Origin of the sequence: Pseudomonas guariconensis, from assembly GCF_024127895.1 — a bacterium.
Taxonomy (GTDB): domain Bacteria; phylum Pseudomonadota; class Gammaproteobacteria; order Pseudomonadales; family Pseudomonadaceae; genus Aquipseudomonas; species Aquipseudomonas guariconensis_B.
In genome coordinates, this window is the sequence record NZ_JAMYBK010000034.1 from 1 (window position 1) to 24,120 (window position 24,120).

The 24,120-nt window shown below is 65.6% G+C and carries 24 protein-coding genes and 1 pseudogene; 10 read left to right on the forward strand and 15 right to left on the reverse strand.

The features are described 5' to 3' along the window. The 4 genes and pseudogenes from NJF35_RS22635 to NJF35_RS22650 form a co-directional block, all read left to right on the forward strand. Positions 1-127 (forward strand): annotated as a pseudogene (locus tag NJF35_RS22635) (2-hydroxy-3-oxopropionate reductase); the annotation flags it as partial. 166 nt (positions 128-293) lie between these two features. Next, a complete protein-coding gene (locus NJF35_RS22640; RefSeq protein WP_253081461.1) occupies positions 294-1,568 on the forward strand; it encodes a glycerate kinase in 1,275 nt (424 codons plus the stop codon). Beyond that, positions 1,565-2,980, forward strand: coding sequence for a pyruvate kinase (gene pyk, locus NJF35_RS22645; protein WP_225789247.1), 1,416 nt, complete (start codon positions 1,565-1,567; stop codon positions 2,978-2,980). The genes NJF35_RS22640 and pyk overlap by 4 nt, the downstream gene beginning before the upstream one ends. Positions 2,981-3,213: 233 nt before the next feature. Further along, positions 3,214-4,083, forward strand: a complete 870-nt coding sequence (locus NJF35_RS22650; protein WP_225789248.1) for an urea transporter — start codon at positions 3,214-3,216, stop codon at positions 4,081-4,083. A 131-nt stretch (positions 4,084-4,214) separates the two neighbouring features. On the opposite strand, the gene NJF35_RS22655 is transcribed toward NJF35_RS22650, so the two are convergent. Continuing rightward, a complete protein-coding gene (locus NJF35_RS22655; protein WP_225789249.1) occupies positions 4,215-5,168 on the reverse strand; it encodes an RHS repeat-associated core domain-containing protein in 954 nt (317 codons plus the stop codon). A gap of 153 nt (positions 5,169-5,321) precedes the next feature. Here NJF35_RS22655 and NJF35_RS22660 point away from each other — a divergent pair, with 153 nt between their 5' ends. Then, complete coding sequence (locus NJF35_RS22660; protein WP_225789250.1) at positions 5,322-6,152, forward strand: ion transporter; 831 nt, start codon at positions 5,322-5,324, stop codon at positions 6,150-6,152. 130 nt (positions 6,153-6,282) lie between these two features. Next, the gene (locus tag NJF35_RS22665) at positions 6,283-7,281 is read left to right on the forward strand and encodes a sulfate ABC transporter substrate-binding protein (RefSeq protein WP_225789251.1); all 999 of its coding nucleotides are present in this window, start codon (positions 6,283-6,285) and stop codon (positions 7,279-7,281) included. Between the two features lie 29 nt (positions 7,282-7,310). Here NJF35_RS22665 and NJF35_RS22670 read toward each other — a convergent pair whose 3' ends face one another. Together NJF35_RS22670 and NJF35_RS22675 are read right to left on the reverse strand one after the other, a co-directional pair. Beyond that, entirely contained in the window at positions 7,311-8,240 is a 930-nt protein-coding gene (locus NJF35_RS22670; RefSeq protein ID WP_225789252.1) for a class I SAM-dependent methyltransferase, read from the reverse strand. Between the two features lie 77 nt (positions 8,241-8,317). Continuing rightward, positions 8,318-9,217 carry a DMT family transporter gene (locus NJF35_RS22675; RefSeq protein ID WP_225789253.1) on the reverse strand — a complete coding sequence of 300 codons (900 nt, stop codon included), beginning with the start codon at positions 9,215-9,217 and terminating at the stop codon, positions 8,318-8,320. Between the two features lie 133 nt (positions 9,218-9,350). Here NJF35_RS22675 and NJF35_RS22680 point away from each other — a divergent pair, with 133 nt between their 5' ends. The 3 genes from NJF35_RS22680 to NJF35_RS22690 all read left to right on the forward strand — a co-directional run bounded on the left by NJF35_RS22680 (position 9,351) and on the right by NJF35_RS22690 (position 12,545). Beyond that, a complete protein-coding gene (locus NJF35_RS22680) occupies positions 9,351-9,788 on the forward strand; it encodes an Lrp/AsnC family transcriptional regulator (RefSeq protein ID WP_225789254.1) in 438 nt (145 codons plus the stop codon). A gap of 482 nt (positions 9,789-10,270) precedes the next feature. After that, on the forward strand, positions 10,271-11,800 hold the full coding sequence (locus tag NJF35_RS22685) for an NCS1 family nucleobase:cation symporter-1 (RefSeq protein WP_225789255.1): 1,530 nt from the start codon (positions 10,271-10,273) through the stop codon (positions 11,798-11,800). A gap of 16 nt (positions 11,801-11,816) precedes the next feature. Then, positions 11,817-12,545 carry an aspartate/glutamate racemase family protein gene (locus NJF35_RS22690; RefSeq protein ID WP_225789256.1) on the forward strand — a complete coding sequence of 243 codons (729 nt, stop codon included), beginning with the start codon at positions 11,817-11,819 and terminating at the stop codon, positions 12,543-12,545. Between the two features lie 127 nt (positions 12,546-12,672). Here the strand turns inward: NJF35_RS22690 and NJF35_RS22695 are convergent, their stop codons facing one another. From NJF35_RS22695 to NJF35_RS22710, 4 genes are all read right to left on the reverse strand, one after another. Beyond that, the gene (locus NJF35_RS22695; RefSeq protein WP_225789257.1) at positions 12,673-13,866 is read right to left on the reverse strand and encodes a D-amino acid dehydrogenase; all 1,194 of its coding nucleotides are present in this window, start codon (positions 13,864-13,866) and stop codon (positions 12,673-12,675) included. 48 nt (positions 13,867-13,914) lie between these two features. After that, positions 13,915-14,577 (reverse strand): histidine phosphatase family protein, encoded by a 663-nt coding sequence (locus NJF35_RS22700; protein ID WP_225789258.1) that lies wholly within the window; start codon positions 14,575-14,577, stop codon positions 13,915-13,917. Positions 14,578-14,803: 226 nt separating this feature from the next. Continuing rightward, entirely contained in the window at positions 14,804-15,142 is a 339-nt protein-coding gene (locus NJF35_RS22705; protein WP_225789259.1) for an FKBP-type peptidyl-prolyl cis-trans isomerase, read from the reverse strand. 39 nt (positions 15,143-15,181) lie between these two features. After that, on the reverse strand, positions 15,182-16,123 hold the full coding sequence (locus NJF35_RS22710; RefSeq protein ID WP_225789260.1) for a DMT family transporter: 942 nt from the start codon (positions 16,121-16,123) through the stop codon (positions 15,182-15,184). Between the two features lie 143 nt (positions 16,124-16,266). Here NJF35_RS22710 and NJF35_RS22715 point away from each other — a divergent pair, with 143 nt between their 5' ends. Further along, the gene (locus tag NJF35_RS22715) at positions 16,267-17,157 is read left to right on the forward strand and encodes a LysR substrate-binding domain-containing protein (protein WP_225789261.1); all 891 of its coding nucleotides are present in this window, start codon (positions 16,267-16,269) and stop codon (positions 17,155-17,157) included. 10 nt (positions 17,158-17,167) lie between these two features. On the opposite strand, the gene NJF35_RS22720 is transcribed toward NJF35_RS22715, so the two are convergent. The 8 genes from NJF35_RS22720 to NJF35_RS22755 all read right to left on the reverse strand — a co-directional run bounded on the left by NJF35_RS22720 (position 17,168) and on the right by NJF35_RS22755 (position 24,109). Continuing rightward, complete coding sequence (locus NJF35_RS22720; RefSeq protein ID WP_253081454.1) at positions 17,168-17,575, reverse strand: GFA family protein; 408 nt, start codon at positions 17,573-17,575, stop codon at positions 17,168-17,170. A 72-nt stretch (positions 17,576-17,647) separates the two neighbouring features. Continuing rightward, positions 17,648-18,436, reverse strand: coding sequence for a PhzF family phenazine biosynthesis protein (locus tag NJF35_RS22725; RefSeq protein ID WP_253091501.1), 789 nt, complete (start codon positions 18,434-18,436; stop codon positions 17,648-17,650). Between the two features lie 28 nt (positions 18,437-18,464). Beyond that, positions 18,465-19,403 carry a 2-hydroxyacid dehydrogenase gene (locus NJF35_RS22730; protein WP_253081453.1) on the reverse strand — a complete coding sequence of 313 codons (939 nt, stop codon included), beginning with the start codon at positions 19,401-19,403 and terminating at the stop codon, positions 18,465-18,467. A gap of 106 nt (positions 19,404-19,509) precedes the next feature. Next, entirely contained in the window at positions 19,510-19,929 is a 420-nt protein-coding gene (locus NJF35_RS22735) for a hypothetical protein (protein WP_225789265.1), read from the reverse strand. Positions 19,930-19,940: 11 nt separating this feature from the next. After that, entirely contained in the window at positions 19,941-21,137 is a 1,197-nt protein-coding gene (ccmI, locus tag NJF35_RS22740) for a c-type cytochrome biogenesis protein CcmI (RefSeq protein ID WP_225789266.1), read from the reverse strand. Further along, positions 21,130-21,606, reverse strand: a complete 477-nt coding sequence (locus NJF35_RS22745) for a cytochrome c-type biogenesis protein (protein WP_225789267.1) — start codon at positions 21,604-21,606, stop codon at positions 21,130-21,132. Before NJF35_RS22745 ends, ccmI begins: the two co-directional genes overlap by 8 nt. Further along, positions 21,603-22,139, reverse strand: a complete 537-nt coding sequence (locus NJF35_RS22750; RefSeq protein WP_225789268.1) for a DsbE family thiol:disulfide interchange protein — start codon at positions 22,137-22,139, stop codon at positions 21,603-21,605. Before NJF35_RS22750 ends, NJF35_RS22745 begins: the two co-directional genes overlap by 4 nt. Further along, positions 22,136-24,109 carry a heme lyase CcmF/NrfE family subunit gene (locus tag NJF35_RS22755; RefSeq protein WP_253091506.1) on the reverse strand — a complete coding sequence of 658 codons (1,974 nt, stop codon included), beginning with the start codon at positions 24,107-24,109 and terminating at the stop codon, positions 22,136-22,138. The genes NJF35_RS22750 and NJF35_RS22755 overlap by 4 nt, the downstream gene beginning before the upstream one ends. Positions 24,110-24,120: the final 11 nt, after the last annotated feature.

The following is a 24,120-nucleotide window of genomic DNA, read 5'->3' on the forward strand; positions in this document are numbered from 1 at the left end:
CAACACCGCCAACGCCCAGCAAGTGTTCAGCACCTGCGTCGCCCTCGGCGGCGGCAACTGGGACCACTCGGCGCTGATCAAAGGCCTGGAGCACATGGCCAACTTCTCGATCCGCGACGACAAGTGAGCTTCAAGCGGCAAGCTTCAAGCGGCAAGTAGAAGCAGCCCTGCGTTCTCTTGCGGCTTGTAGCTCGAAGCTTGCAGCTGGAAGACCGCCCCTGGTTCGGCCTGCACGGAGGCAGATCCGGGGGCGTTTTCGATTCTGCAGAACAACAATAATTTGGGAGCCTGCCATGTCGGTCGATCCGCAAAAACTACTCCGCGAGCTGTTCGACACAGCCATCGCCGCCGCCCACCCCCGCCAGGTCCTCGAACCCCACCTGCCCACCGACCGCACCGGCCGGGTCATCGTCATCGGTGCCGGCAAGGCCGCCGCGGCCATGGCCGAAGTAGTCGAGAAGAGCTGGCAAGGCGAAGTCTCCGGTCTGGTGGTGACCCGCTACGGCCATGGCGCCAACTGCCAGAAGATCGAGGTGGTCGAAGCCGCCCACCCCGTCCCCGATGCCGCCGGCCTGGCCGTGGCCAAGCGCGTGCTCGAACTGGTCAGCGACCTGAGCGAAGACGACCGGGTGATCTTCCTGCTCTCCGGCGGTGGCTCGGCCCTGCTGGCACTGCCCGCCGAAGGCCTGACCCTGGCCGACAAGCAACAGATCAACAAGGCCCTGCTCAAGTCCGGCGCCACCATCGGCGAGATGAACTGCGTGCGCAAGCACCTCTCGGCGATCAAGGGCGGGCGCCTGGCCAAGGCCTGCTGGCCGGCCACGGTCTACACCTATGCGATTTCCGATGTACCGGGCGACCTGGCCACGGTCATCGCCTCCGGCCCCACCGTGGCCGACCCGAGCACCCGCGCCGATGCCCTGGCCATCCTCAAGCGCTACGCCATCGACGCGCCCAAGGCGGTCATCGACTGGCTCAACGACCCGGCCTCGGAAACCGTCAAGGCCGACGACCCGGCCCTGGCGCGCAGCCACTTCCAACTGATCGCCAAGCCCCAGCAGTCGCTGGAGGCCGCGGCGGTCAAGGCGCGCCAGGCAGGTTTCAGCCCGCTGATCCTCGGCGACCTGGAAGGCGAGTCGCGCGAGGTGGCCAAGGTCCATGCCGGTATCGCCCGTCAGATCGTGCTGCATGGGCAGCCGCTCAAGGCACCGTGCATCATCCTCTCCGGCGGCGAGACCACCGTCACCGTGCGCGGCAACGGCCGCGGCGGGCGCAACGCCGAGTTCCTGCTCAGCCTGACCGAAAGCCTCAAGGGCCTGCCCGGCGTGTACGCCCTGGCCGGTGACACCGACGGCATCGACGGCTCCGAGGAGAACGCCGGCGCCATCATGACCCCGGACAGCTACGCCCGCGCCGAGGCCCTGGGCCTGTCGGCCGCCGACGAGCTGGACAACAACAACGGCTATGGCTACTTCGCGGCGCTGGAGGCGTTGATCGTCACCGAGCCGACCCGCACCAACGTCAACGACTTCCGCGCCATCCTGATCCTCGAGAGCCCGCAATCATGACGCCTGATAAGAAAGTCAAAATCCTCGCCACCCTCGGCCCTGCGATCAAAGGCGTCGACGACATCCGTCAACTGGTCGAGGCCGGGGTGAACATCTTCCGCCTCAACTTCAGCCACGGCGAACACGCCGACCATGCCCTGCGCTACCAGTGGATCCGCGAGGTGGAGCAGCAGCTGAACTACCCGTTGGGCATCCTCATGGACCTGCAAGGGCCGAAACTGCGCGTGGGCCGTTTCGCCGACGGCAAGGTCCAGCTGCAGCGTGGCCAGGCCCTGCGCCTGGACCTGGACACCACCCCGGGCGACAGCCGTCGGGTCAACCTGCCCCACCCGGAGATCATCGCGGCCCTGGAGCCGGGCATGGACCTGCTGCTCGACGACGGCAAGCTGCGCCTGCGGGTGACCGCCAAGCACCCTGATGCCATCGACACCGAGGTGCTGGCCGGCGGCGAGCTGTCCGATCGCAAGGGCGTCAACGTGCCCCAGGCGGTGCTCGACCTCTCCCCGCTGACCGAGAAGGACCGCCGCGACCTGGCCTTCGGCCTGGAGCTGGGTGTGGATTGGGTGGCGCTGTCGTTCGTGCAGCGCCCCGAGGACATCTCCGAGGCGCGCCAGTTGATCGGCGACCGTGCCTATCTGATGGCCAAGATCGAGAAGCCTTCGGCGGTGGCCCAATTGCAAGCGATCGCCGAGCGCTCCGACGCGATCATGGTGGCCCGTGGCGACCTGGGCGTGGAAGTGCCGGCCGAAAGCGTGCCGCAGATCCAGAAGCAGATCATCGGCACCTGCCGCCAGCTCGGCCGGCCGGTGGTGGTGGCCACGCAGATGCTCGAGTCCATGCGTTTCTCGCCGGCGCCGACCCGCGCCGAGGTCACCGACGTGGCCAACGCCGTGGCCGAGGGTGCCGACGCGGTGATGCTGTCGGCCGAGACCGCCTCGGGTGACTACCCGCTGGAAGCCGTGCAGATGATGAGCAAGATCATCCGCCAGGTGGAGAACGGCCCGGACTACCAGGCCCAGCTCGACGTCGGCCGTCCCAAGGCCGAGGCCACGGTGTCGGATGCCATCAGCTGCGCGATCCGCCGTATCAGCAGCATCCTGCCAGTGGCGGTGCTGGTCAACTACAGCGAGTCGGGCGCCTCGACCCTGCGCGCCGCCCGCGAGCGACCACGGGCGCCGATCCTCAACCTGACACCGAACCTGACCACCGCCCGCCGCCTGAGCGTGACCTGGGGCGTGCACTCGGTGGTCAACGATCGCCTGCGCCAGGTCGACGAGATCTGCTCGACCGCGCTGGAGATCGCCCAGGCGCAAGGCATGGCCAGCCGTGGCGACACGCTGCTGATCACCGCCGGTGTGCCGTTCGGCAAGCCGGGGACGACCAATACCCTGCGGATCGAAACCTTGGTCTGAGCCGGTCAGTACGTTCATCTGGGGCCGCTTCGCGCCCCATCGCCGGCAAGCCCGCTCCCACACGGCCCTGCAAGCCACATCATGTGTGATCGACTCGGACCCTGGGAGCCGGCTTGCCGGCGATGGGCTGCCAAGCAGCCCCAATGCGAGGACCTGGCAGCAACCACGAACAATGCGGAAAACCCGAGGCCCGACAGAGGCCCACCGCTTCCCATCCACCTCATCGACTGCCCATGTACACCAAGAATTTCGTCAACCCGTGCCCCGACTGGGCCACGGCCCTGCTCAATGGCTTCAGCCAGGTGCTGTTGCTACGTAACCCGCTGTGCGGCCTGTGCTGCCTGTTGGCGCTGCTGCTGACCGCCCCCGCGCTGGTCGGCGGTGCCCTGCTCGGCGCCCTGGCCGGCCTGCTCACCGCCCAACGCCGCGGCTACGACCGCACCGACCGTCAGGCTGGCCTGTACTGCTACAACGGCGTGCTGATCGGCATCCTGATCAGCGCGGTGCTGCCCTGGTCGGCTATCCTGCCGCCACTGATCATCGCCGCCGGTGGCCTGTCCAGTATCCTCACCCACCAGTGGCGCAAGCGCGGAGGCAAGCTGCTGATCGCCTATACCGCCCCCTTCGTGCTGCTGGGCTGGGGCACCCTGCTGCTGGCCAGCCCCTTGCTCAGTACCTACGTCGAGGCCAATCCGCTGTATGCCCTGCTCCGTGGCCTGGGCCAGATCTTCCTGCTGGACAACCCACTGGCCGGCCTGCTGATCGCCATCGGCCTGTTCATCGCCAACCCCTATGCGGCCGTCTGGGCCCTGCTCGGCTCGGCCATCGGCGGTGGCGCGGCATTGCTGGCCGGCGAAGCGCAATCCGCCTGGCAGGGGTTGTTCGGCTTCAATGCCGCGCTGGCTGCGCTGGCCTTCGGACGGGAGCGCACACCTCCCTGGCGACCACTGATGGCAATCATGCTGGCGATTGCGCTGCAGTACATCATGGTGATGTGCTCCATCCCTGGCCTCACCGCACCGTTCGTACTCGCCTGCTGGTGTTTGCATGGCGCGCGACTGGATGCCCGTGCCAACGAAACCTTGCCCGATGGCGGATCCTGATCGCCTGTACTTCCACAAGGTACATGCGCTGCCCTTGTGAGTATGCTCCCTGCACGACAGCATGGCGCCAGGGCGGGCGTGGGTGTCATACGAACGACCGAAGATGCCTGACCTCGGGAGGGCATCATTCGTCATGACTGACGTATGTTGGAAACAAGAGAATGTGCGCTTTCAATGATTGCGTTCTTACCCATGCCAGCAACGTCCCACCAACCTAGCGTCACTTCTGCTCCGGTGAAACTGAGCTTCGTCGTTCTCGCCCTTATGTGCTCATAGGAAAGGTCAAACTTCAATCCACTGGACGACCTGCCAGTGGCTGAATCAACTCCCACGTTCATGGCGTCCCTGAGAGTGTGTCTCCAGACGACTCCATCTTTATTGATCGTCATCGTAGAGCTCTGGATATTCTCAAACCCCACGTTCAGCGGAATGCTCACCCCCTCGCTCGATCGTTCAGCATTGACCACCATTCTTCCAACATCTCTAGCCTTCAGTTTTACCTGGATGCCAGTGCGCGTCATGCGAATCGTTGATTGAGGCCTGCTGACGGCGATCGGGTTTGGAGCCACGGATACCCGATTGCCCACTCTGTCCCTGAACATTAACCAAAAGGCGCTTCTACCCGTTGGATCCGTTCGATTCAAAGGATCTCCCTGACAGTAGGCATAGGCATTTCTTCCCCCACTACCGAAGGGGCTCAGGCTGTCCGGGCTGACGAAACGCATCAAGGCAGGCTTGTACAGGCGATGACCATTGCCCAGCAGGTAACCTGCCGTCGGGCAGTCGAGCCACTGTCCGTTGAACCCCATATGGCTCGCCTCGAACCTGCCGCGATGGCCGTAAGGGGTGTAGCGGGTCCAGAGAAGTTGCGAGGATCGCCAAAGGCCCAGTAACGACCGAGATGCATCGATGGCCAGCAATACTCGGTCCGAGTCTTTCGACTCCAGCGCCAACAACGCCTCGCCTGCCCATACCACCCGTACTGTGCCCTGCTCCCCCCACTCAACGGCCCTACCGTCTTTTTCGTAGAAGTATCGTGTTGACTCAGGAAATGATCGATCAGGCTGCTGGCTCCGAAGATGCATGACTTCTCTCCCTATCGTCGCTTCCAGGATTCTCCTGCCCCTTTTCAACACCTACAACTGGCATTTTTATCAGCCGTGCCGGTCCTTCACCCTTGCATACGGCCAGGCCTGGCTTCTAGTCTTGTACCGTTCCCATCAGCCCCCATCGACCTCATGTCTACCCCGCAAGCCTCGCAACCCTTACGAGAACGCCTCTACATCATCGTCTTCCAGACCGACACCGTCGCCGGCCGACGTTTCGACAAGATCCTTCTGTTGATCATCCTCGCCAGCCTGGTGACGGTGATCCTCGACAGTATCGACGAAGTCCACCGTGACTACGCAGGCCTGCTGGCCGGTATCGAATGGGCCTTCACCGGGATTTTCCTGATCGAGTACCTAACGCGCTTGCACTGCTCGCCCAAGCCCTTACGTTACGCCTTCAGCTTCTACGGCCTGGTCGATTTGCTGGCGATCGTCCCAGGGGTCATCGCACTTTATTACAGCGATGCCCAGTATCTGCTGATCGTTCGAGTCATCCGCATGCTGCGGATCTTCCGTGTGCTCAAGCTCAGCCCCTACCTGAAACAAGCTCACTATCTGCTGGCCGCGTTGCAGGGCAGCAAGCAGAAGATCATCGTGTTCTTGGTCAGCGTGTCGACCCTAGTGACTGTGTTCGGCACCCTGATGTATGTGATTGAAGGCCCTGAACACGGCTTCACCAGCATTCCCACGGGTATCTACTGGGCTATTGTCACCCTCACCACGGTAGGCTTCGGCGACATCGTGCCGAAGACACCATTGGGCCAGGTGCTGTCATCGCTGGTAATGATCACCGGTTACTCGATCATCGCCGTGCCGACTGGGATCTTCACTGCCGAGCTGGCCAACGCCCTGCGTGGCGAACATCTGCAGCACGACTGCCCTACTTGCACCAAGACGCACCATGAACATGGCGCCGCGTTCTGCTCGCGGTGCGGCAATGCGCTGTTCCCCAAACAATGACGGGCGAGGTGAACAGATCTAGGCCAGGAATGTATAAGCAAAGACCTTTTTAGTCTTTAAGCGCCAATCAACCACCCGCTATAGTCGCGGGCATATCGCCAACTCGTTGAACTAGAACAAGGAATGCCCTGTGAAAAAACTCTTCAGTGCCTCACTGCTCGCCGCAGGCCTGGCCCTCGGTAACCTGGCCCATGCCGCGCCGACACTGCTCAACGTGTCCTATGACGTGATGCGCGACTTCTACAAGGACTACAACCCGGCGTTCCAGAAGCACTGGGAGGCCGAGCACAACGAGAAGGTCAACGTGCAGATGTCCTTCGGCGGCTCGAGCAAGCAGGCACGGGCGGTGATCGATGGCCTGCCAGCCGATGTCATCACCATGAACATGGCCACCGACATCAACGCCCTGGCCGACAACGGCAAACTGGTACCGGACGACTGGGTGACCCGCCTGCCGAACAACAGCGCGCCGTTCACCTCGGCCACCGTGTTCATCGTGCGCAAGGGCAACCCCAAGGCGCTGAAGGACTGGCCCGACCTGCTCAAGGACGGCGTGCAGGTGATCGTGCCCAACCCCAAGACCTCGGGCAATGGCCGCTACACCTACCTCTCGGCCTGGGGCTATGTGCTCAAGCAAGGCGGTGACGAGAACAAGGCCCGCGAGTTCGTCGGCAAGCTGTTCAAGCAGGCGCCGGTACTCGACACCGGCGGCCGCGCCGCCACCACCACCTTCATGACCAACCAGATCGGCGACGTGCTGGTGACCTTCGAGAACGAGGCCGAGATGATCGCCCGTGAGTTCGGCCGCGAACAGTTCGAGGTGGTCTACCCGAGCGTATCGGCCGAGGCCGAGCCGCCGGTGAGCGTGGTCGACAAGGTGGTGGAGCGCAAGAAGTCCCGCGCCGTGGCCGAGGAATACCTCAAGTACCTGTGGTCGCCGGCGGCCCAGGAAATCGCCGCGCAGAACTACCTGCGCCCACGCGATGCCACCGTGCTGGCCAAGTACACCGACCGTTTCCCGAAAGTCGACTTCCTGTCGGTGGAGAAGACCTTCGGCGACTGGCGCACCGTGCAGAAGACCCACTTCAATGATGGTGGGGTGTTCGACCAGATCTATACCAGCAACTAAGGCCTGGCAGGGGCGCTGTGCGCCCCGCTTCAGCCTTGCTGGCGGAACACCAGCGCCTTCAACCCGCCCGCTGGATCCGCATCTGGAAACTCCGGCGGATTCTCCAACCGTTCCACGAACACCAGCGCCGGTGCATGCTCGGCCATGCCCTGGATGAGAAACGCCGGCCCGATGCCAGGGTCGTTCACGCAGGCCAGTACCGTACCACCCTCCGTCAGCAGCTCTGGCAAGCGCCGCAGGATCTTCGCGTAGTCCTGGGTCAGCACGAAGCTGCCTTTCTGGAAGGTCGGTGGGTCGATGATGATCAGGTCGTACGGCCCGTACTTGCGTACCTTGCCCCAGGACTTGAACAGCTCATGGCCCAAGTAGGCGACCCGGGAAGCGTCATGGCCGTTGAGCCGATGGTTTTCACGCCCTCGAGCCAACGCCGCCTTGGCCATGTCCAGGTTGACCACCTGCTCGGCCCCACCGGCAATCGCCGCCACCGAAAAGCCACAGGTGTAGGCGAACAGGTTGAGTACCCGCTTGCCTGCTGCCTGCTCACGCACCCAGCGCCGGCCGTAGCGCATGTCGAGGAACAGGCCGTTGTTCTGCCGCACGCCCAGGTCGAGCAGGTACTTCAGGCCATCTTCGGCCACTTCGTGCTGCTGGCAAGGCTCGCCCAGCAGCCACTGGCCGGGGCTGTCTGGCAGGTAGCGGTGCTGGATGAGGATCGCCTGACCGCTCCACTGCGGGCGCTCGGCGAGGGCGCGCAGCATGTGCTCCAGTTCCGCCAGCTGGCCCTCGGCCGGCTCACGGAACAACGCCACCGACAGCACACCCTGCAGCCAGTCGACGGTGATCTGCTCCAGGCCAGGCCAGCAGCGCCCGCGGCCATGGAACAGACGGCGGGTTTCCTGTGGCGCGGGGTCGAGGGCGGCGAGCAGGTGTTGCTCGAGGGTGTGGATCGGCGAGGTCATGGCAGGGTCGCAAGCAAAGAAAAGCCGGCATTCTAACCGGTTTCACAGGTGCTGACCCTGGAGGGCGCTACGCAGCCTCACTGGCCCTTCACTGCAGCCACCCTTGGCCTGAACCACCACCCCTGCTGCATCCCCGCCGCCGCCAGCAGGATTGCCGCCACACCCAGCCACTGCAACGGCGTCAGACGGTGCCCGAAGGCGAACCAGTCCACCAGGATCGCCGCGACCGGGTAGATGAACGACAGCGCGCCGGTCAACGCCGTGGGCAGGCGCTGGATGGCGCTGTACAACAGCACGTACATCAGACCCGTGTGGACGATACCCAGTGTCACCAGGCTGGCCTGCGCCGGCAACTCGCCCGGCAAACCGCCCAGCCCGACCCAGGGCGCCAGCAGCAACACGCCGGTGATGACCTGGACCAAAGCGATGAGGTGCGGCGGCGTATCGCTCAAGCGCTTGACGATCAGCGCCGCCACGGCATAGAGGAACGCCGCGCCCAAGGCCAGGGCGATGCCCAGCAGGTAGCTGCCGGCCCCGGCCTGGCCACTGCCATGGGCACTGACGATGGCCAGCATGCCGAGAAAGGCCAGGCTCAACCAGGTGACCTTGGGCACGGTGATCTTCTCGCCGAGAAAGATCGCCGCCAGCCCCACCAACATGAATGGCTGGACGTTGTACACCGCCGTGCCGATGGCGATCGACGCCCTCGAATAGGAGGCGAACAGCAATACCCAGTTGCCGACGATCGCCACGCCGCTGGCCAGCGCCATCAGGAAAGTCGCACGGGTCAGGATGCCGGGTTTGAGAAAGCCCATGGCAGCGCAGATCAGCAGCAAGGTGCCGGCACCGAACAGGCAGCGCCAGAACACCACCTCCAGCACCGGTTGCCCCGATACCAGCACGAACCAGCCAATGGTCCCGGAGATCAGCATGGCGACGATCATTTCCAGCGAGCCGCGACGCAATGAATTGTCCATCTCACACCTCCCGTCGAAGATGGCCTTAGTATGCGCAAGGCAAAAGGCGACCTTCCAGCGGATAACGAAGGTGTTAGCGCTGCCTCACCTTTACTATCAAGGTACATTCAACGAATCACCTGACGAGGCACTCATGACCGACGCCATCGACCAACTGTTGATCCATGCCCTGATGGAAGACTCCCGACGTTCGCTCAAGGCGCTGGCACAGATCAGCGGCCTGTCCGCGCCCAGCGTCAGCGAACGCCTGCGCCGCCTGGAAGAACGCGGCGTGCTGCGCGGCTACACCGTGGACGTGGACCCACGCAGCTTCGGCTACCAGCTCCAGGCCATCGTGCGCATCCACCCGCTGCCCGGCCAGTTGCAGGAGGTCGAACGGCAGATCATCGCGATCCCGGAGTTCACCGAATGCGACAAGGTGACTGGCGAAGATTGCTTCATCGCGCGTATGCATGTGCGCTCCATGGAGCAACTCGACACCCTGCTCGACCGCCTCAACCTGCTGGCCGAGACCAATACCGCGATCGTCAAGAAGACACCGGTGAAACGGCGGCTGCCGCCGATGGATTGAGCACGGCGATAGCCTCAGCAGCCCCATTCAAAGGATGAAACGGTCGGCGATTTTTTGTACACAACATTGTCACCATAAGTGCCATTTTTGTGTGCACTTTCTACGGTAACGCCCTATTAAGTTACACACTTCCCGCCTAAAAATTTGACCAAATGATCAAGTAATCATCTACATCAAAAATAAAACCTGTTCATTTGGTCAATTTATATTCCCCTTAATTCATCTACTTATCTTTCAACAAGATAGATTCAAAATAATGGCCACCGGACTGTTTGTTGTTCGCCTGGCATGGAACTCGCTTTTGTGTGTTCATGTTTTGTATACAACTTAAACAAAACATAAATACACAAGAACCCGCAGCGCCTGCCCTCACACAGGCCGTTGCGCCCAGAACCCAGTGATGCCAACGCTGCACCGACGAGATGGCGAGCCCGTGCGCATGCCCGCTCATCGCAGTCCACGCGCATCAGGAGCCTGCCGGAATGAGTACCAGCCTCGACCTTGCCCCTGAACTATCCGTTGCCAGCACCCACCCCACCCCACTCGCCGAGCGACTGCCAGAAGTTGAACTAAGCCCTCGCCTGCACAACCACGACCTCGCCCCGACCCGCCTCGAAGGCCGGCGCTGGGGGCGCTACAGCATCTTCGCCCTGTGGACCAACGATGTGCACAACATCGCCAACTATTCCTTCGCCATGGGGTTGTTCGCCCTCGGCCTGGGGGGCTGGCAGATCCTCCTGTCGCTGGCGATCGGCGCGGCGCTGGTGTACTTCTTCATGAACCTGTCCGGCTACATGGGGCAGAAGACCGGCGTGCCCTTCCCGGTCATCAGCCGTATCGCCTTCGGCATCCACGGCGCGCAGATCCCGGCGCTGATCCGTGCAGTGATCGCCATCGCCTGGTTCGGCATCCAGACCTACCTGGCCTCGGTGGTGCTGCGGGTCCTGCTCACTGCGGTCTGGCCACAGGTGGCCGCCTATGACCAGGACAGCCTGCTGGGGCTGTCGACCCTGGGCTGGGTGTGCTTCGTGGCGATCTGGATGGTCCAGCTGGTGATCCTCGCCTACGGCATGGAAATGGTGCGCCGCTACGAAGCCTTCGCCGGCCCGGTGATCCTGCTGACCGTGGCCAGCCTGGCGGTGTGGATGTACTTCCAGGCCGACGCGCGCATCGCCTGGTCGGTGGCCGACCCCCTGACCGGCTACGAGATGTGGCGCAACATCTTCGCCGGTGGCGCCCTGTGGCTGGCGATCTACGGCACCCTGGTGCTGAACTTCTGCGACTTCGCCCGCTCCTCGCCATGCCGCAAGACCATCCGCGTCGGCAACTTCTGGGGCCTGCCGGTGAACATCCTGGTCTTCGCCACCATCACCGTGGTGCTGTGCGGTGCGCAGTTCCAGATCAACGGCCAGGTGATCGACAGCCCGACCCAGATCGTCGCCACCATTCCCAACACGCCGTTCCTGGTGCTCGGCTGCCTGGCCTTCCTGATCGTCACCGTGGCGGTGAACATCATGGCCAACTTCGTCGCCCCGGCCTTCGTGCTCAGCAACCTGGCGCCACGCCATCTCAACTTCCGCCGCGCCGGGCTCATCAGCGCGACCCTGGCGGTGCTGATCCTGCCGTGGAACCTGTACAACAGCCCGCTGGTGATCGTGTACTTCCTCTCCGGCCTGGGCGCCCTGCTCGGCCCGCTGTACGGGGTGATCATGGCCGACTACTGGCTGCTGCGCAAAGGCCGCATCAACGTGCCGGAGCTGTACAGCGAGAACCCGGCCGGGGCCTATTTCTACAGCCGTGGCATCAACCTGCGGGCAGTGGCCGCCTTCATTCCCACCGCGCTGCTGGCCATCGTCCTGGCCCTGGTGCCCAACTTCCAGAGCGTCGCGCCGTTCTCCTGGCTGATCGGCGCCGGCACCGCCGCCGCCCTCTACCTGCTGCTCGCCCCACGCAACCGCCAATACCACGACGTCAGCGGCGAATGCATCGCCGTCGACTCCAGCAGCCACTGATCAAGGAGGACTGTCCATGCGTATTCTGATCGCCAACGTCAACACCACCGAAGCCATCACCGCAGCCATCGCCGAGCAGGCACGCAGCGTCGCGGCGCCCGGCACCGAGATCGTCGGCCTGACCCCCTGGTTCGGCGCCGAGTCGGTGGAGGGCAATTTCGAGAGCTACCTGGCAGCCATCGCCGTGATGGACCGGGTGCTGGCCTACGAGGAACCGTTCGATGCGGTGATCCAGGCCGGCTATGGCGAGCATGGCCGCGAAGGCCTGCAGGAGCTGCTCGACGTACCAGTGGTGGACATCACCGACGCCGCCGCCAGCACGGCCATGTACCTGGGCCACGCCTACTCGGTGGTGACCACCCTGGACCGCACGGTGCCGCTGATCGAGGACCGCCTCAAGCTCTCCGGCCTGTACGAGCGCTGCGCCTCGGTGCGCGCCAGCGGCCTGGCCGTGCTCGAGCTGGAGGCCGACCCGCGGCGTGCGGTGGAGGCCATCGTCGACCAGGCCGAACGGGCGGTGCGTGACGACAAGGCCGAGGTGATCTGCCTCGGCTGCGGCGGCATGGCCGGGCTCGACGAACAGATCCGCCAGCGCACCGGGGTACCGGTGGTGGATGGGGTGAGCGCGGCGGTGACCATCGCCGAGTCGCTGGTGCGGATGGGCTTGAGCACTTCCAAGGTGCGTACCTATGCCACGCCACGGGCGAAGAAGGTGGTGGGCTGGCCGATGCGCTTCGGGCGGTAGATCACACTGGGAGCCACGCCCACAGGCACGACGCTGAACGTCGGCATTGCGCGGTGTCTGTGGGAGCGGCCTTGCCAGGGCGCCGGACCGGTCGGAAAGGGCTGCAAAGCAGCCCCAATCGGCTCGATCACCCCAACATCCTGGCCAACCGCTCCCCACTGCCACAGGCCAGGGTGAAGCCCAGGGCCCCATGCCCCAGGTTCAGCCACACATTGCGATACGGCGTACCACCGATGATCGGCACCCCCGTAGGCGTCGCCGGTCGCATCCCCGCCCACTCCACCGCCCGCTCATAGTCCGCCGCCCTCGGCAAGGTCTCGCCTGCCAGCCGGTGCATGCTGCGCAACCGCCGCGCGTCTACCGACTCGTCGAAACCGATGATGTCCACCATCGCCGCCACCCGCAGTTGCTGGTCCAGGCGCGCATAGACGATCTTGCGTTCGTAGTCGGTGATGCTCACCTGCGGCGCCAGATGCTCCGCCGTGATCGGCGCGGTCAGGCTGTAGCCCTTCAGCGGATAGATCGGCAGCTTCATCCCCGGCAACGCCAGGCCTGGGCTGCGATAGCCGGCACACAGCACCACCCGCTCCACGTCCAGTTGCTCGCTACCCAGCTCCAGCGCGAGCACTTCGTCATCACGCCGTACCCAGCCCGTCACCGGCCGCCCCAGAAGCAACCGGCACAGCCCCGAGGCCTGCAACCGCTCGGCCAATCGCTGGCAGAAGCGGTGGCAGTCGGCGACCTCCTCATCCGGCGTGAACACGCCTCCAATGAAAGGCGCATCGGCCAATGCCGGTTCCAGCGCCTGCAACTCGGCCGCACCGAGCACCTGCTGGCTGTCCGGTTCGAGCAGATGCTCCCGCCCATGGGCAAAGGCCCGCGCCGTGCGAAAGGCGACCAGCTTGCCGTTACGCCGCCAGGCGAAGCCCTGCAGGCCATCGTCCTCGCGCCAGCGCGCCAGGGTGGCCTGGCTGTGCAAGGCCAGCTCCAACAGCCAAGCGGCATTGCGGCGGTTGACCGTGTGCCGGCACGCCATCACGAAGGCCGCCAGCCAGCGCCACTGGGCTGGGTCCAGGCGCATGCGCAAGCGCAGGGGCGACTCGCCCTGGAGCAACCAGCCAAGCGCCTGCCATGGCACGCCGGCATCGGCCAACGGCGCCACGTAGCGATACGAAAGCTGCCCGCCATTGGCGAAGCTGGTGGCGCTGGCCAAACTGCCGCGCGCCTCGACCAGGTCGACCGCCAGCCCCTCGCGCACCAGCGCGTAGGCCGTCGCCAGCCCGATCACCCCGCCACCGATCACCGTCACCCGCCGATTCATGCGCGCCTCCTGCGTCAGGCCTTGCAGCCTAGCAGGAAACCGTACGGATCAGCTCGGGCAGGTATGCACCCCATCGTCCAGCCCCTGGCGTACGTTACGGCTGAGCAGGCTCGCCTTGCCGTCGCGCCAGGTCAGGGTCAGCACGTACAGGGTGTCGAAATCATCACCGCTCCAGTCTTCGGTGATCACCCGCTCCTCGCCCAAGGCCTTGCCAGCCACGGCGTTGATCAGGTCGGGCAGGTAGCCATGCGACCAGGCGGTATAGACGGTGGCGTTGCGGTACTTGTCACGCATCAGCTCCTCGGCCAGGTCATCGGTGTCATTGGCACCGAAGTCGATGTTCACCGGCAGGCCCAGGCGGATGGCGCTGGGCGAGATGGTCATCAGCGGGCGAATGTAGCTGTAGCTGCGGTCTTGGCTGCCTTCCTCGACATGCCGCGAGGGGTTGGCGGCAAACACGTAGTCGGCCTCGCCGAAACGCTCAGGCAGCAGCGTGGCCAGGTCCAAAGCACGGTTCAGGCCCTGGCAGTTCAGTTGCCCCAGGCCTTCGCCGGGCTTTTCGGCATGGCGCAGGAACACCAGCGTCTGGGTACCGTCGACCGGTTCGGCCCGGCCTTCGATCGCTTCCAGCGCCAGCGGCACTCCAATGGCGGTGAGCATCACGCCCAGCAACAGGTGACGGCGGCGTCGTAGAAAGAGGGGCAACTTCATCAAAAAGGCAGGCTCTCGTGGCAGAAAGAATGGGGGTTTACCCGCCACGTCGCCCTGCGGCCGAAGCCGCAGGGCATCCCTGTCATGACATCCTTCCGTGGATAGCGGGTGAGGGTCAGAGCGCCCTCGGCCCGTTTGGTTCCTCCCTGGATGCACGTGCCGTTCCGTCGACAAGGCCCAGGTTAAAGGCTGCATGTTGCCGAATCATGTCCACGGACGGCGAATCTCAGTCGTCGCGGGTCAGCACTTCCAGCAACTCGATCTCGAACGTCAGGTCCGAGTTGGGCGGGATCGAACCCATGCTGCGCTCGCCGTACCCCAAGTGCGCCGGCACCTGCAGCCGACGCTTGCCGCCGACACGCATGCCCGTCAGGCCCTGGTCCCACCCCTTGATGACCCGCCCGGTACCGATCACGCACTGGAATGGCTTGCCACGCGACCAGGACGAGTCGAACTCGCTGCCGTCGGCCAGCCAGCCGGTGTACTGGGTGGTGATCAGGGCGCCCTTGACCACGGCCTTGCCGTCGCCTTCCTGGATATCGATGACCTGCAGTTCGCTGCTCATGCCTGTTTCCTCGAAGCGGTTTGCGTGGCCGCCCTTTTCTCAGGAATGCACGGGTTTGGCAAGTTCGCGCGGCGCTTCGTGCTGGCGCATCGACCAGAGCACGCCACCGATCACCAGGACGATCGCCGCGGCCTCCAGCACGCTCGGCCCGGTCTGCCGCCAGAGGAAGGCGTAGAGCAGCGCGAACAAGGTCTCGAAGACGATCAACTGCCCACTCAGGGTCAGCGGCAGGCGCTTGGACGCCGCATTCCACAAGGCCATGGCCAACCACGAACCGAGCACCGCGCAGCCCAGGCTGCACGCCCAGAACAACCACCAGCGCGACATCGGCGCCTCTACCTGCAATGACTGCGGCTGCCACAACGCCAGCGCCGCGACCATCACCAGGCTGGCCAGCCCTGTCACCACCCCGCACAGCACCGACCACTGGTGGCTGTCGAAATGCCCGCACTGCTTGAGATAGCGGCTGTTCTGCGCGGCGTACCAGGTCCAGCAGGCCAGCGCGGCCAGGGCGTAGAACAGGCCCATGAGCTTGTCGCCCACGTCGCCCGGGGCGAAGGCGAATGTCTCCAGGTTGATGCACAGCATGCCGGCAAGGATCAGCGCCAGTGGGCCGACCAGCCGTGCCAGCGGCACCGCGCCGCTGTCGTTGCGCCCGTACAGGGTGATGGTCAGGGGCAGCACGCCGACGATCAGCGAGGCCGGTGCCACGCCCAGGCGCTGGATCGCCGCCACCAGGCAGATGAAGTACACCAGGTTGCCGATCACCGCCAGGCGCAACAGCATCCATGCATCGCCCAGGGTCAGCTGGCGCAGTTGCCGGGCCATGGGCAGCGCCAGCAACAGCGAGATCACGCCCACCATCAGGTAGCGCACACTGCTCAGCAGCATCGGGTTGAACTCCGGCAACAGCTCCGGAACCATCAGCACCATGCCCCACAACGCGCCGGCCATGCCGGCATACATCACACCGCGTCTCACCTGTCTGCTCCTGTTCGAAGATGCGCGCAGGCTACCTGCCAGGCCGGCACCGGGCAAAAGATCATTCCTCATGCAGCCATTCCCTGGAGGAATGGCTCGCGGCGCCCTATGCTGAGCGCACCCTTTCGCCACGCGACTCCGACATGAGCCGATACAGCCGTCACCTGCCCCCGCTGGATACCTTGATCGCCTTCGAGGCCGTGGCCCGCACCGGCAGCTTCACCCGTGCCGCCGGCGAGCTGTACCTGACCCAGAGCGCGGTGAGCAAGCAGATCCGCCTGCTGGAGGATCACCTCGCCACCCAGCTGTTCGAACGGCGTGCCCGCGGTATCAGCCTGACCAGCGCCGGCGAGCATTTCCATGGCTTCGTCGAGCCCATGCTCGACAAGCTGCTGGCCAACGTGCAGCGCCTCAAGAGCGGCCATGGCGACCGCCATGTCAGTGTCATCTGCACCCATGCCGTGGCGCAGTACTGGTTGTTTCCACGGCTGCTGCGCTTCAACGAGCAGCATCCGGGGCTGACGGTGAACATCCATGCCAGCAACGACATCAACGAGAGCCTGATCGCCGACTACGACTTCGGCATTCTCTATGGGCATGGCCGCTGGCGCTCGTTGCAGGCGAGCAAGCTGTTCGACGAGGTGATCTTCCCCATCGCCAGCACCCGCCAGGACCTGGGCAGCATCGACAGCCTCGCCGACCTGCAGGCGCTGCCACTGATCCAGCTCGACGCCTCGGCCTGGAACTGCCTGGACTGGCACGACTGGTTCGGCCATTTCGGCGTGCGCTACCAGGCACCGGCCGATGCCCTGACCTTCAACCAGGTCAACCTGGTGTTCGATGCGGTGATGCAGGGCATGGGCGTGGGGCTGGGCTGGGAGTCGATGGCTCGCGAGCGCATCAACGCCGGCCTGATCCGGCCGGTGTCGGACTTCGTGGTGCGCACGGGCCAGGCCGACTACCTGGTGCACGACCGCCAGACACTGCCCTCGCCCGCCGCCCAGGTGTTCGCCGAATGGCTGCTGCAGGCCTGAAGCAGAACGCCTAGCCGAGCTGGTCGAAGGCTTGCTGCCCGGTCAGCTCCTGGGTCTGGTTGGCGAAGCAGTACCAGGCGGGTTTCTCCTCGACGAAGATCTGCAGGTCGAAGTCCCAGGCTTGCTCGCCGTCCAGCAAGCCGACCGGGACGGCATAGAAGTCGTTGGCCTTGAGGCGGTAGTACAGGTGCGTGCCGCACTGGCCGCAGAAGCCGCGCTGGGCCCAGTCGGAGGAGTCGTAGACGCTCGGGGCACGGCCTTGGATCGTCGGCGGCTGGCTGCAGTGCACCACCAGCAGGGGGCCGCCGGTCCACTTGCGGCACATGCTGCAGTGGCAGGCGCTGATGTGGGTGTTGTCCACGGTGACGCTCAGTTGGGTGGCGCCGCAAAGGCAGGTGCCTTGTTTTTCCAGAGGCATGGCGTGGGCTCCTGTGCGAGGGGTCAGGGATTGGCAAGTATAGCGGTGGCGGTGCCGCCCCCTTCGCGGCGGTCAGAGAAACACGGTCCCCCGCAGGTACAGCGCCCCACGCCCGCTGATGATCACCCGCCCATTGCCCGGCACCTCGCACTGCAACTGCCCCTTGCGTGCCCCGCCCTGCTCGCAGCTCAGGCTGCGCTTGCCCAGACGCTCGGCCCAGTAGGGCGCCAGCGAGGTGTGCGCCGATCCCGTCACCGGGTCTTCGTTCACGCCCACGCGCGGCCCGAACCAGCGGGTGACGAAGTCGAAGCCACGGCCCGGCGCGGTCACGGCGATGCCACGCACATCGAAGGCCGCCAGCGCGGCGAAGTCCGGCGCCAGGGTCTCGATCAACGCGGCGTCGTCGATCACCAGCACATAGTCGTCCGTACGGTACAGCGCGCGCGCCTCGCTCAGGCCCAGCGCCTCCAGCAGCTGGGCGGGGATGTCCACCGCCTGCGGTTGCTTGGCCGGGAAATCCATGGCCAGCAGGCCATCGGCACCACGGCTCACACGCAGCTCGCCACTGCGGGTATTGAAGCGCAGCACCTGGGCCTGCTCGCCCAGTTGCTCGAACAGTACCCAGGCCGCAGCCAGGGTGGCGTGGCCGCACAGGTCCACCTCCACCGCCGGCGTGAACCAGCGCAGGTCGAAGGTTTCACAATTGCGCACGATGTAGGCGGTTTCGGAAAGGTTGTTCTCTTCGGCGATGCGCTGCAGGAGCGCGTCCGGCAGCCAGCTTTGCAGCGGGATCACAGCGGCCGGGTTGCCGCCGAAGGGATTGGCCGAGAAGGCATCGACCTGGAACATCTCGAGTTGCATGCAAAAGCTCCTGATGCTGAAAGAGGGCTCAGTGACGCACGGGGGTCAAAACCGGCTCGCCGGCGAAGAACGCCTGCAGGTTGCGCAGAACCAAGGTCACGGTGTCGCGTGCCGCTTCTGGCGACTGGCCGGCCACATGCGGCGTGAGCACGGTGTTGCCGAGGGATTTCAACGCGTCGGGAACCGCAGGCTCGTCATCGAACACATCCAGCGCCGCCCCGGCGATCACCCCCTGGCGCAGCGCCTCGACCAAGGCCTGGGTATCGACCACGCTGGCCCGCGCGATATTGACCAGGTAGCCCTCGGCGCCCAGAGCCTCGAGCACCTGCCCATCGACCAGGTGGTGGGTGCCGGCACCGCCTGGCGTGGCCACCACCAGGATGTCCACGGCCTCGGCCAGGTGCAGCGCGGTGTCGTACCAGGTGTACGGGACATCCTGGCGCGGGGTGCGGCTGTGGTAGCTGACGTTCATGTCGAAGCCTTGGGCCGCCCGCTTGGCGATGGCCAGGCCGACCGCACCGAGACCGAGGATGCCCAGGCGCTTGCCGCTCACCGAGGGGCTGATGACCCGGTTCCACTCGCCCCGGCGGGTACTGGCATCGGCCCGCGGGATGTCGCGCAGCAGAGCCAGCAGGATGGCCATGGCGTGGTCGGCCACCGCCGGCGCGTTGGCACCGGCGCCGTTGGTCACCGTGATGCCACGGGCAGCGGCGGCAGCCAGGTCGACCTGCTCGTAGCCAGCACCGATCACGCAGATGATCTGCAACTTCGGCAAGGCCTCGATCTCGGCAGCGGTCAGGCCCAGCGGCCCACGGGTGAGCACGGCGTCGATCTCGCCGGCGTGGCGGACGATGGCGTCGGCGCGCAGTTGCGGTGAGGGTGCGCGGATCAGGCGATAACCGGCCTGCTCCAGCAGCGGTAGGTAGTCGTCGACGGTTTCCACCAGCACCAGGACGGTCTTGCTCATGCCACCTCCGGATCAATACGAAGGGGCATTATGCGCGGGCGCTGTGTTGGGGGCTAGTTGATCTGGGGCCGCTTCGCGGCCCCTGCGAAAGTGAAGCTGACGAGCCCTATTGCGCAAACGCTCGCCCAAGGCCGCCCGGCACGCCACTGCTGTCGGTCTCCTGCCAGGGCCCGTCCGGGCTCAGCGACCAGCTCCAGCCGTCGTTCCAGCGGTAGTAGGTACGCTGGCGGTAGAAGGTGTTGGGCTTCTTCTCCAGCACATAGACCCCCAGCCTTGGATCCCAGTGGCTGGCACCGCCCGGTGGCGGGGCGAAGCTGGCGGAGGTGCGCGGCATGGGCTTGGGAATGGCCGCCGGCTTGTCCGGCTGGGGCGCCGGTTGCCCGCCCGGCAGCGGCTTGACCACCGGCCCCTGGCGCGGCGGCACGGTCTCGATCGGGGGCGCCGGTCGCTCGACAGGCTCGCGCACCGTACACGCGGACAGCCCCAGGGCCAGGGTGATCAGGGTCAGGCGGACGGTGCTGTTCATGGATCGCTCTCTTACGAATCAGGGCTGTCGATGGTCAGGTGCTGGGCGGCCTGGGTACGGGTAGACAACGGCGCGCTCTGGCCGATCCACTCGCCCCGGGTCGGTTGGCCGGCGCGCGAGACGCGCGCCACCAGTTGGACTTCGGCGAAGTCCGACAGTTTCATCTGCGGCATCATCGCATCGGCATCGGAGAGTTCCACCTCGATCGGCAACTGGGCCACGGTCACCCGCTTGGCCGCCACCGGCATGGGCGGGCCGTTGCTGGCCCGCGCGAAGATGAACACCGTGTCGTCAGGCTTGACCTTGTCCTTGAGGGCCGCCGCCAGTTCCACCCGCACCTTCAGGCGTGCGACCACTGGCGCGGCGGAGGGCTTGCCAGCGGCGGCCTCGAGCCTCTCGGCGGCGCGGTCGATGCCCCCCTGCAGGGCGGCGCGCGAGGCATCGCCCTCGGGCAACTGGGCCAGCAGGCGCTGCCAGAAGTCGATCGCTTCCTGGTAGCGCTCCCCCTCGAAGGCAGCGATGCCGCGCAGGCCGAGGCTGGTGACCTCCTTGGGGTCGGCTGCGAGGGCTTCGTCGGTCAGCGCCTGCAACTGCGGGCTCCACTGCTTGCCGGCGGCGAAATACAGGGCCTGGGCCCACTGCCCGAGCAACTCGGGCTGGCGCCCGGCCAGGGCCACCGCACGCTCGAAGGCCTTGGCCGCGTCCGCCGGGCGCTGCTCGGACATATAGGCACGGCCTAGGAAGTACAGCCCCTCGGCCGAGTCCGGTTGGGCCTGGACGGCGCGCTCCAGGCGCGTGGTCATTTCTTCCATCGACTGCGGCGCCTGGGCGAACTCGCGGGTGAGCTCGACCTTGTCGGCGGCACCGAAGTGCAGGTACAGCCCCAGGGCCATGACTGGCACCAGCACCGCCGCCAGCAGCGGCAGGGTCTTGCCCAGGTGCCCCTGGCGCGGCGCCTCGGCACCCTCGGTATCGGCCAGCAGTTCGCGCGCCGCCTCGTCGCGGCCCTTGGCCAATTGCTCGGCATCCAGCACACCCGCTTCCTGCTGGGCGGTGAGCTCGGCGATGCGCTCCTGGTACAGAGCGACGTTGAGGGCGGTGCGGTCTTCTTCCTCCTGCTGGCGACGACGCCCGCGCAGGATAGGGATCAGCAAGAAACCGAGGGCAGCGAGCAGCAGCAGGCCCGCGCTAAGCCAGAAATCAATCATGGGTATTTTCTTTATCCAGCAATTTGGCGAGACGCTCGCGTTCTTCGGCAGACAGCTCCTCGGTGCCGCCCCCCCCCTGGGCGCGACGACGGCGCACGATCAGCGCCAGCACCACGAAACCACCGGCCAGCAGGATGCCCGGTCCGAACCACAGCAACCAGGTGCGCCCGCTGAGCGCCGGCTTGTAGCGCACGAAGTCACCGTAGCGGTCGACCATGAAATCGACGATCTGCTGGTTGCTCTTGCCTTCGCCGAGCATGCGGAAGATCTCCCGGCGCAGGTCGGCGGCGATCGGCGCGTTGGAGTCGGCGATGTCCTGGTTCTGGCACTTCGGGCAGCGCAGCTCCTTGGTCAGTTGCTGGTAGCGCTCGCGCTCGGCGTCGTCGCGGAACTGGTAGGTGTCGATGGCCGCCTGGGCCATGCCGGCCAGGCTCACGCCCAGCACGGCGGCTGCCAGCCAGCGCCTCATGGCCTGGCCTCGTCGACCAGCCCCTGGTACAGCGGCGCCAGTTGCTCGCGCCACACCGTGGCGTCGACGATACCCACGTGCTTGTAGCGGATGATGCCCTTGGCATCGATCAAGAAGGTCTCCGGCGCGCCGTACACGCCCAGGTCCACGCCCAGGGTGCCCTGCTCGTCGCGGATGTCCAACTGGTAGGGGTTGTGGAACTCGGCCAGCCATTTCAGCGCGGCGGCGTTGTCGTCCTTGTAGTTGACCCCATGGATCACCACGCCCTGCTCGGCCAACTGGTTCAGGTACGGGTGCTCGACCTTGCACGAAGGGCACCAGGTGCCCCAGACGTTGACCAGCGCCGGGCGGCCCAGCAGGTCGGCCTGGGTCAGGGTGCGGTCGCCCTGCACCGAAGCCAGGGAGAACGCCGGGAACGGCTTGCCGATCATCGCCGAGGGCAGCTCGTCGGGTTTGAGGAACAAGCCCTTGTAGAGAAACACCGCCACCAGCAGGAACAGCGCCAGCGGCAACACCATGATCCAACGCTTCATGCAGTCGCTCCAGACATGCCCAGGACATCACGTACCCGGGCCTTGACCTTGACGCGATAGCGCCGGTCGAAGGCCGCCAGGAAGCCGCCCAGCGCGGTCAGCAGACCGCCCAGCCAGATCCAGCGGACATAAGGCTTGATATGCACCCGTACCGCCCAGGCGCCGTTCTCCAGGGGCTCGCCCAGGGCGACGTAGAGATCGCGGGTGAAACCGGCATCGATGCCGGCCTCGGTCATCATCGATTGCTGCACGGTGTACAGGCGCTTCTCCGGGTGCAACGTGGTCACCTCGCGCCCCTCGCGGGAGACGACGATGGTGCCTTTGTCGGAGATGAAGTTGGGGCCCTCGAAGTGCTTGGCGCCTTCGAACAGGAAGTGGTACCCGCCCAGCTCCACGCTCTCGCCCGGGGCCATGCGCAGGTCGCGCTCGGCACTGTTGTTGCTCGACAGCACCACGCCCAGGGCGCATACCGCCAGGCCCAGGTGCGCCAGGTGCATGCCCCAGTAGCTGCGCGGCAGGCCATGCAAGCCCTTGGCCAGGCCCTTGTGGCGGGTCTTGTCGAGGATGTCGCGCAGGCCGCCGAACACCACCCAGGCGGCCAGGGCGAAGACCGTCAGGGCCGGCCAGTCGAAGTCGTCGACGATCAGCCCGGCGACTGGCGCCAGGATCGCGCTGCCGATCAGTACCGGGGTCAGCATGCCCAGCAGCCACTTGCCAGGGGTGTCCTTCCAGCGCACCAGCACGCCGATGCCCAGCACCACCATCAGCAGTGCCATCAGCGGCAGGAACAGGGCATCGAAGTAAGGCGGGCCGACCGACAGCTTGGCGCCGGTCAGGGCATCGAGCACCAGCGGGTAGAGGGTGCCCAGCAGGATCATCGAGGCGGCCACCACCAGCACCAGGTTGTTGGCCAGCAGCAGCGTCTCCCGCGACCACAGGGCGAAGCCCACCTGGCTCTTGACCACCGGTGCGCGCAGGGCGAACAGGGTCAGCGAACCGCCGACCACGAACAGCAGGAAGATCAGGATGAACACCCCGCGCGAGGGGTCGGAGGCAAAGGCATGCACCGAGGTCAGCACCCCGGAACGGACCAGGAAGGTGCCCAGCAGGCTCAGGGAGAACGCGGCGATGGCCAGCAGCACCGTCCAGCTCTTGAACACCCCGCGCTTCTCGGTGACCGCCAGCGAGTGGATCAGCGCCGTGCCCACCAGCCAGGGCATGAACGAGGCGTTCTCCACCGGGTCCCAGAACCACCAGCCTCCCCAGCCCAGCTCGTAGTAGGCCCACCAGGAGCCCAGGGTGATGCCCACGCCGAGGAAGGCCCAGGCGACGATGGTCCAGGGCCGCGACCAGCGTGCCCAGGCCGCGTCCAAACGCCCGCCCAGCAGCGCGGCGATGGCGAAGGCGAAGGCCACCGAGAAGCCCACGTAGCCCATGTACAGCATGGGCGGGTGGACGATCAGGCCGAAGTCCTGCAGCAATGGGTTGAGGTCGCGCCCATCGGTGGGCACCTGGGGCAGCAGGCGCGCGAAGGGGTTGGAGGTGATGATCAGGAACGACAGGAAGCCCACGCTGATCATGCCCATCACCGCCAGCACGCGGGCCAGCATCACCTGCGGCAACTGGCGCGAGAACACCGAGACGGCCAGGGTCCAGCCGCCGAGGATCAATGCCCAGAGCAGCAACGAGCCCTCGTGGGCGCCCCATACGGCGCTGAACTTGTAGTACCAGGGCAAGGCACTGTTGGAGTTGCTGGCGACGTAGTCGACCGAGAAGTTGTCGGTCAGGAAGGCGTGGGTCAGGCAGGCGAAGGCGAAGGCGAGGAAGGTGAACTGCCCCCACGCCGCCGGCCGCGCCAGGCCCATCCACAGGCGGTCGCCGCGCCAGGCGCCGAGCAGCGGCACGGACGCCTGGACCACGGCGAAGCAGATCGCCAGGATCAGCGCCAGCTGACCCAGTTCGGGAATCACCAGGGCCGCGT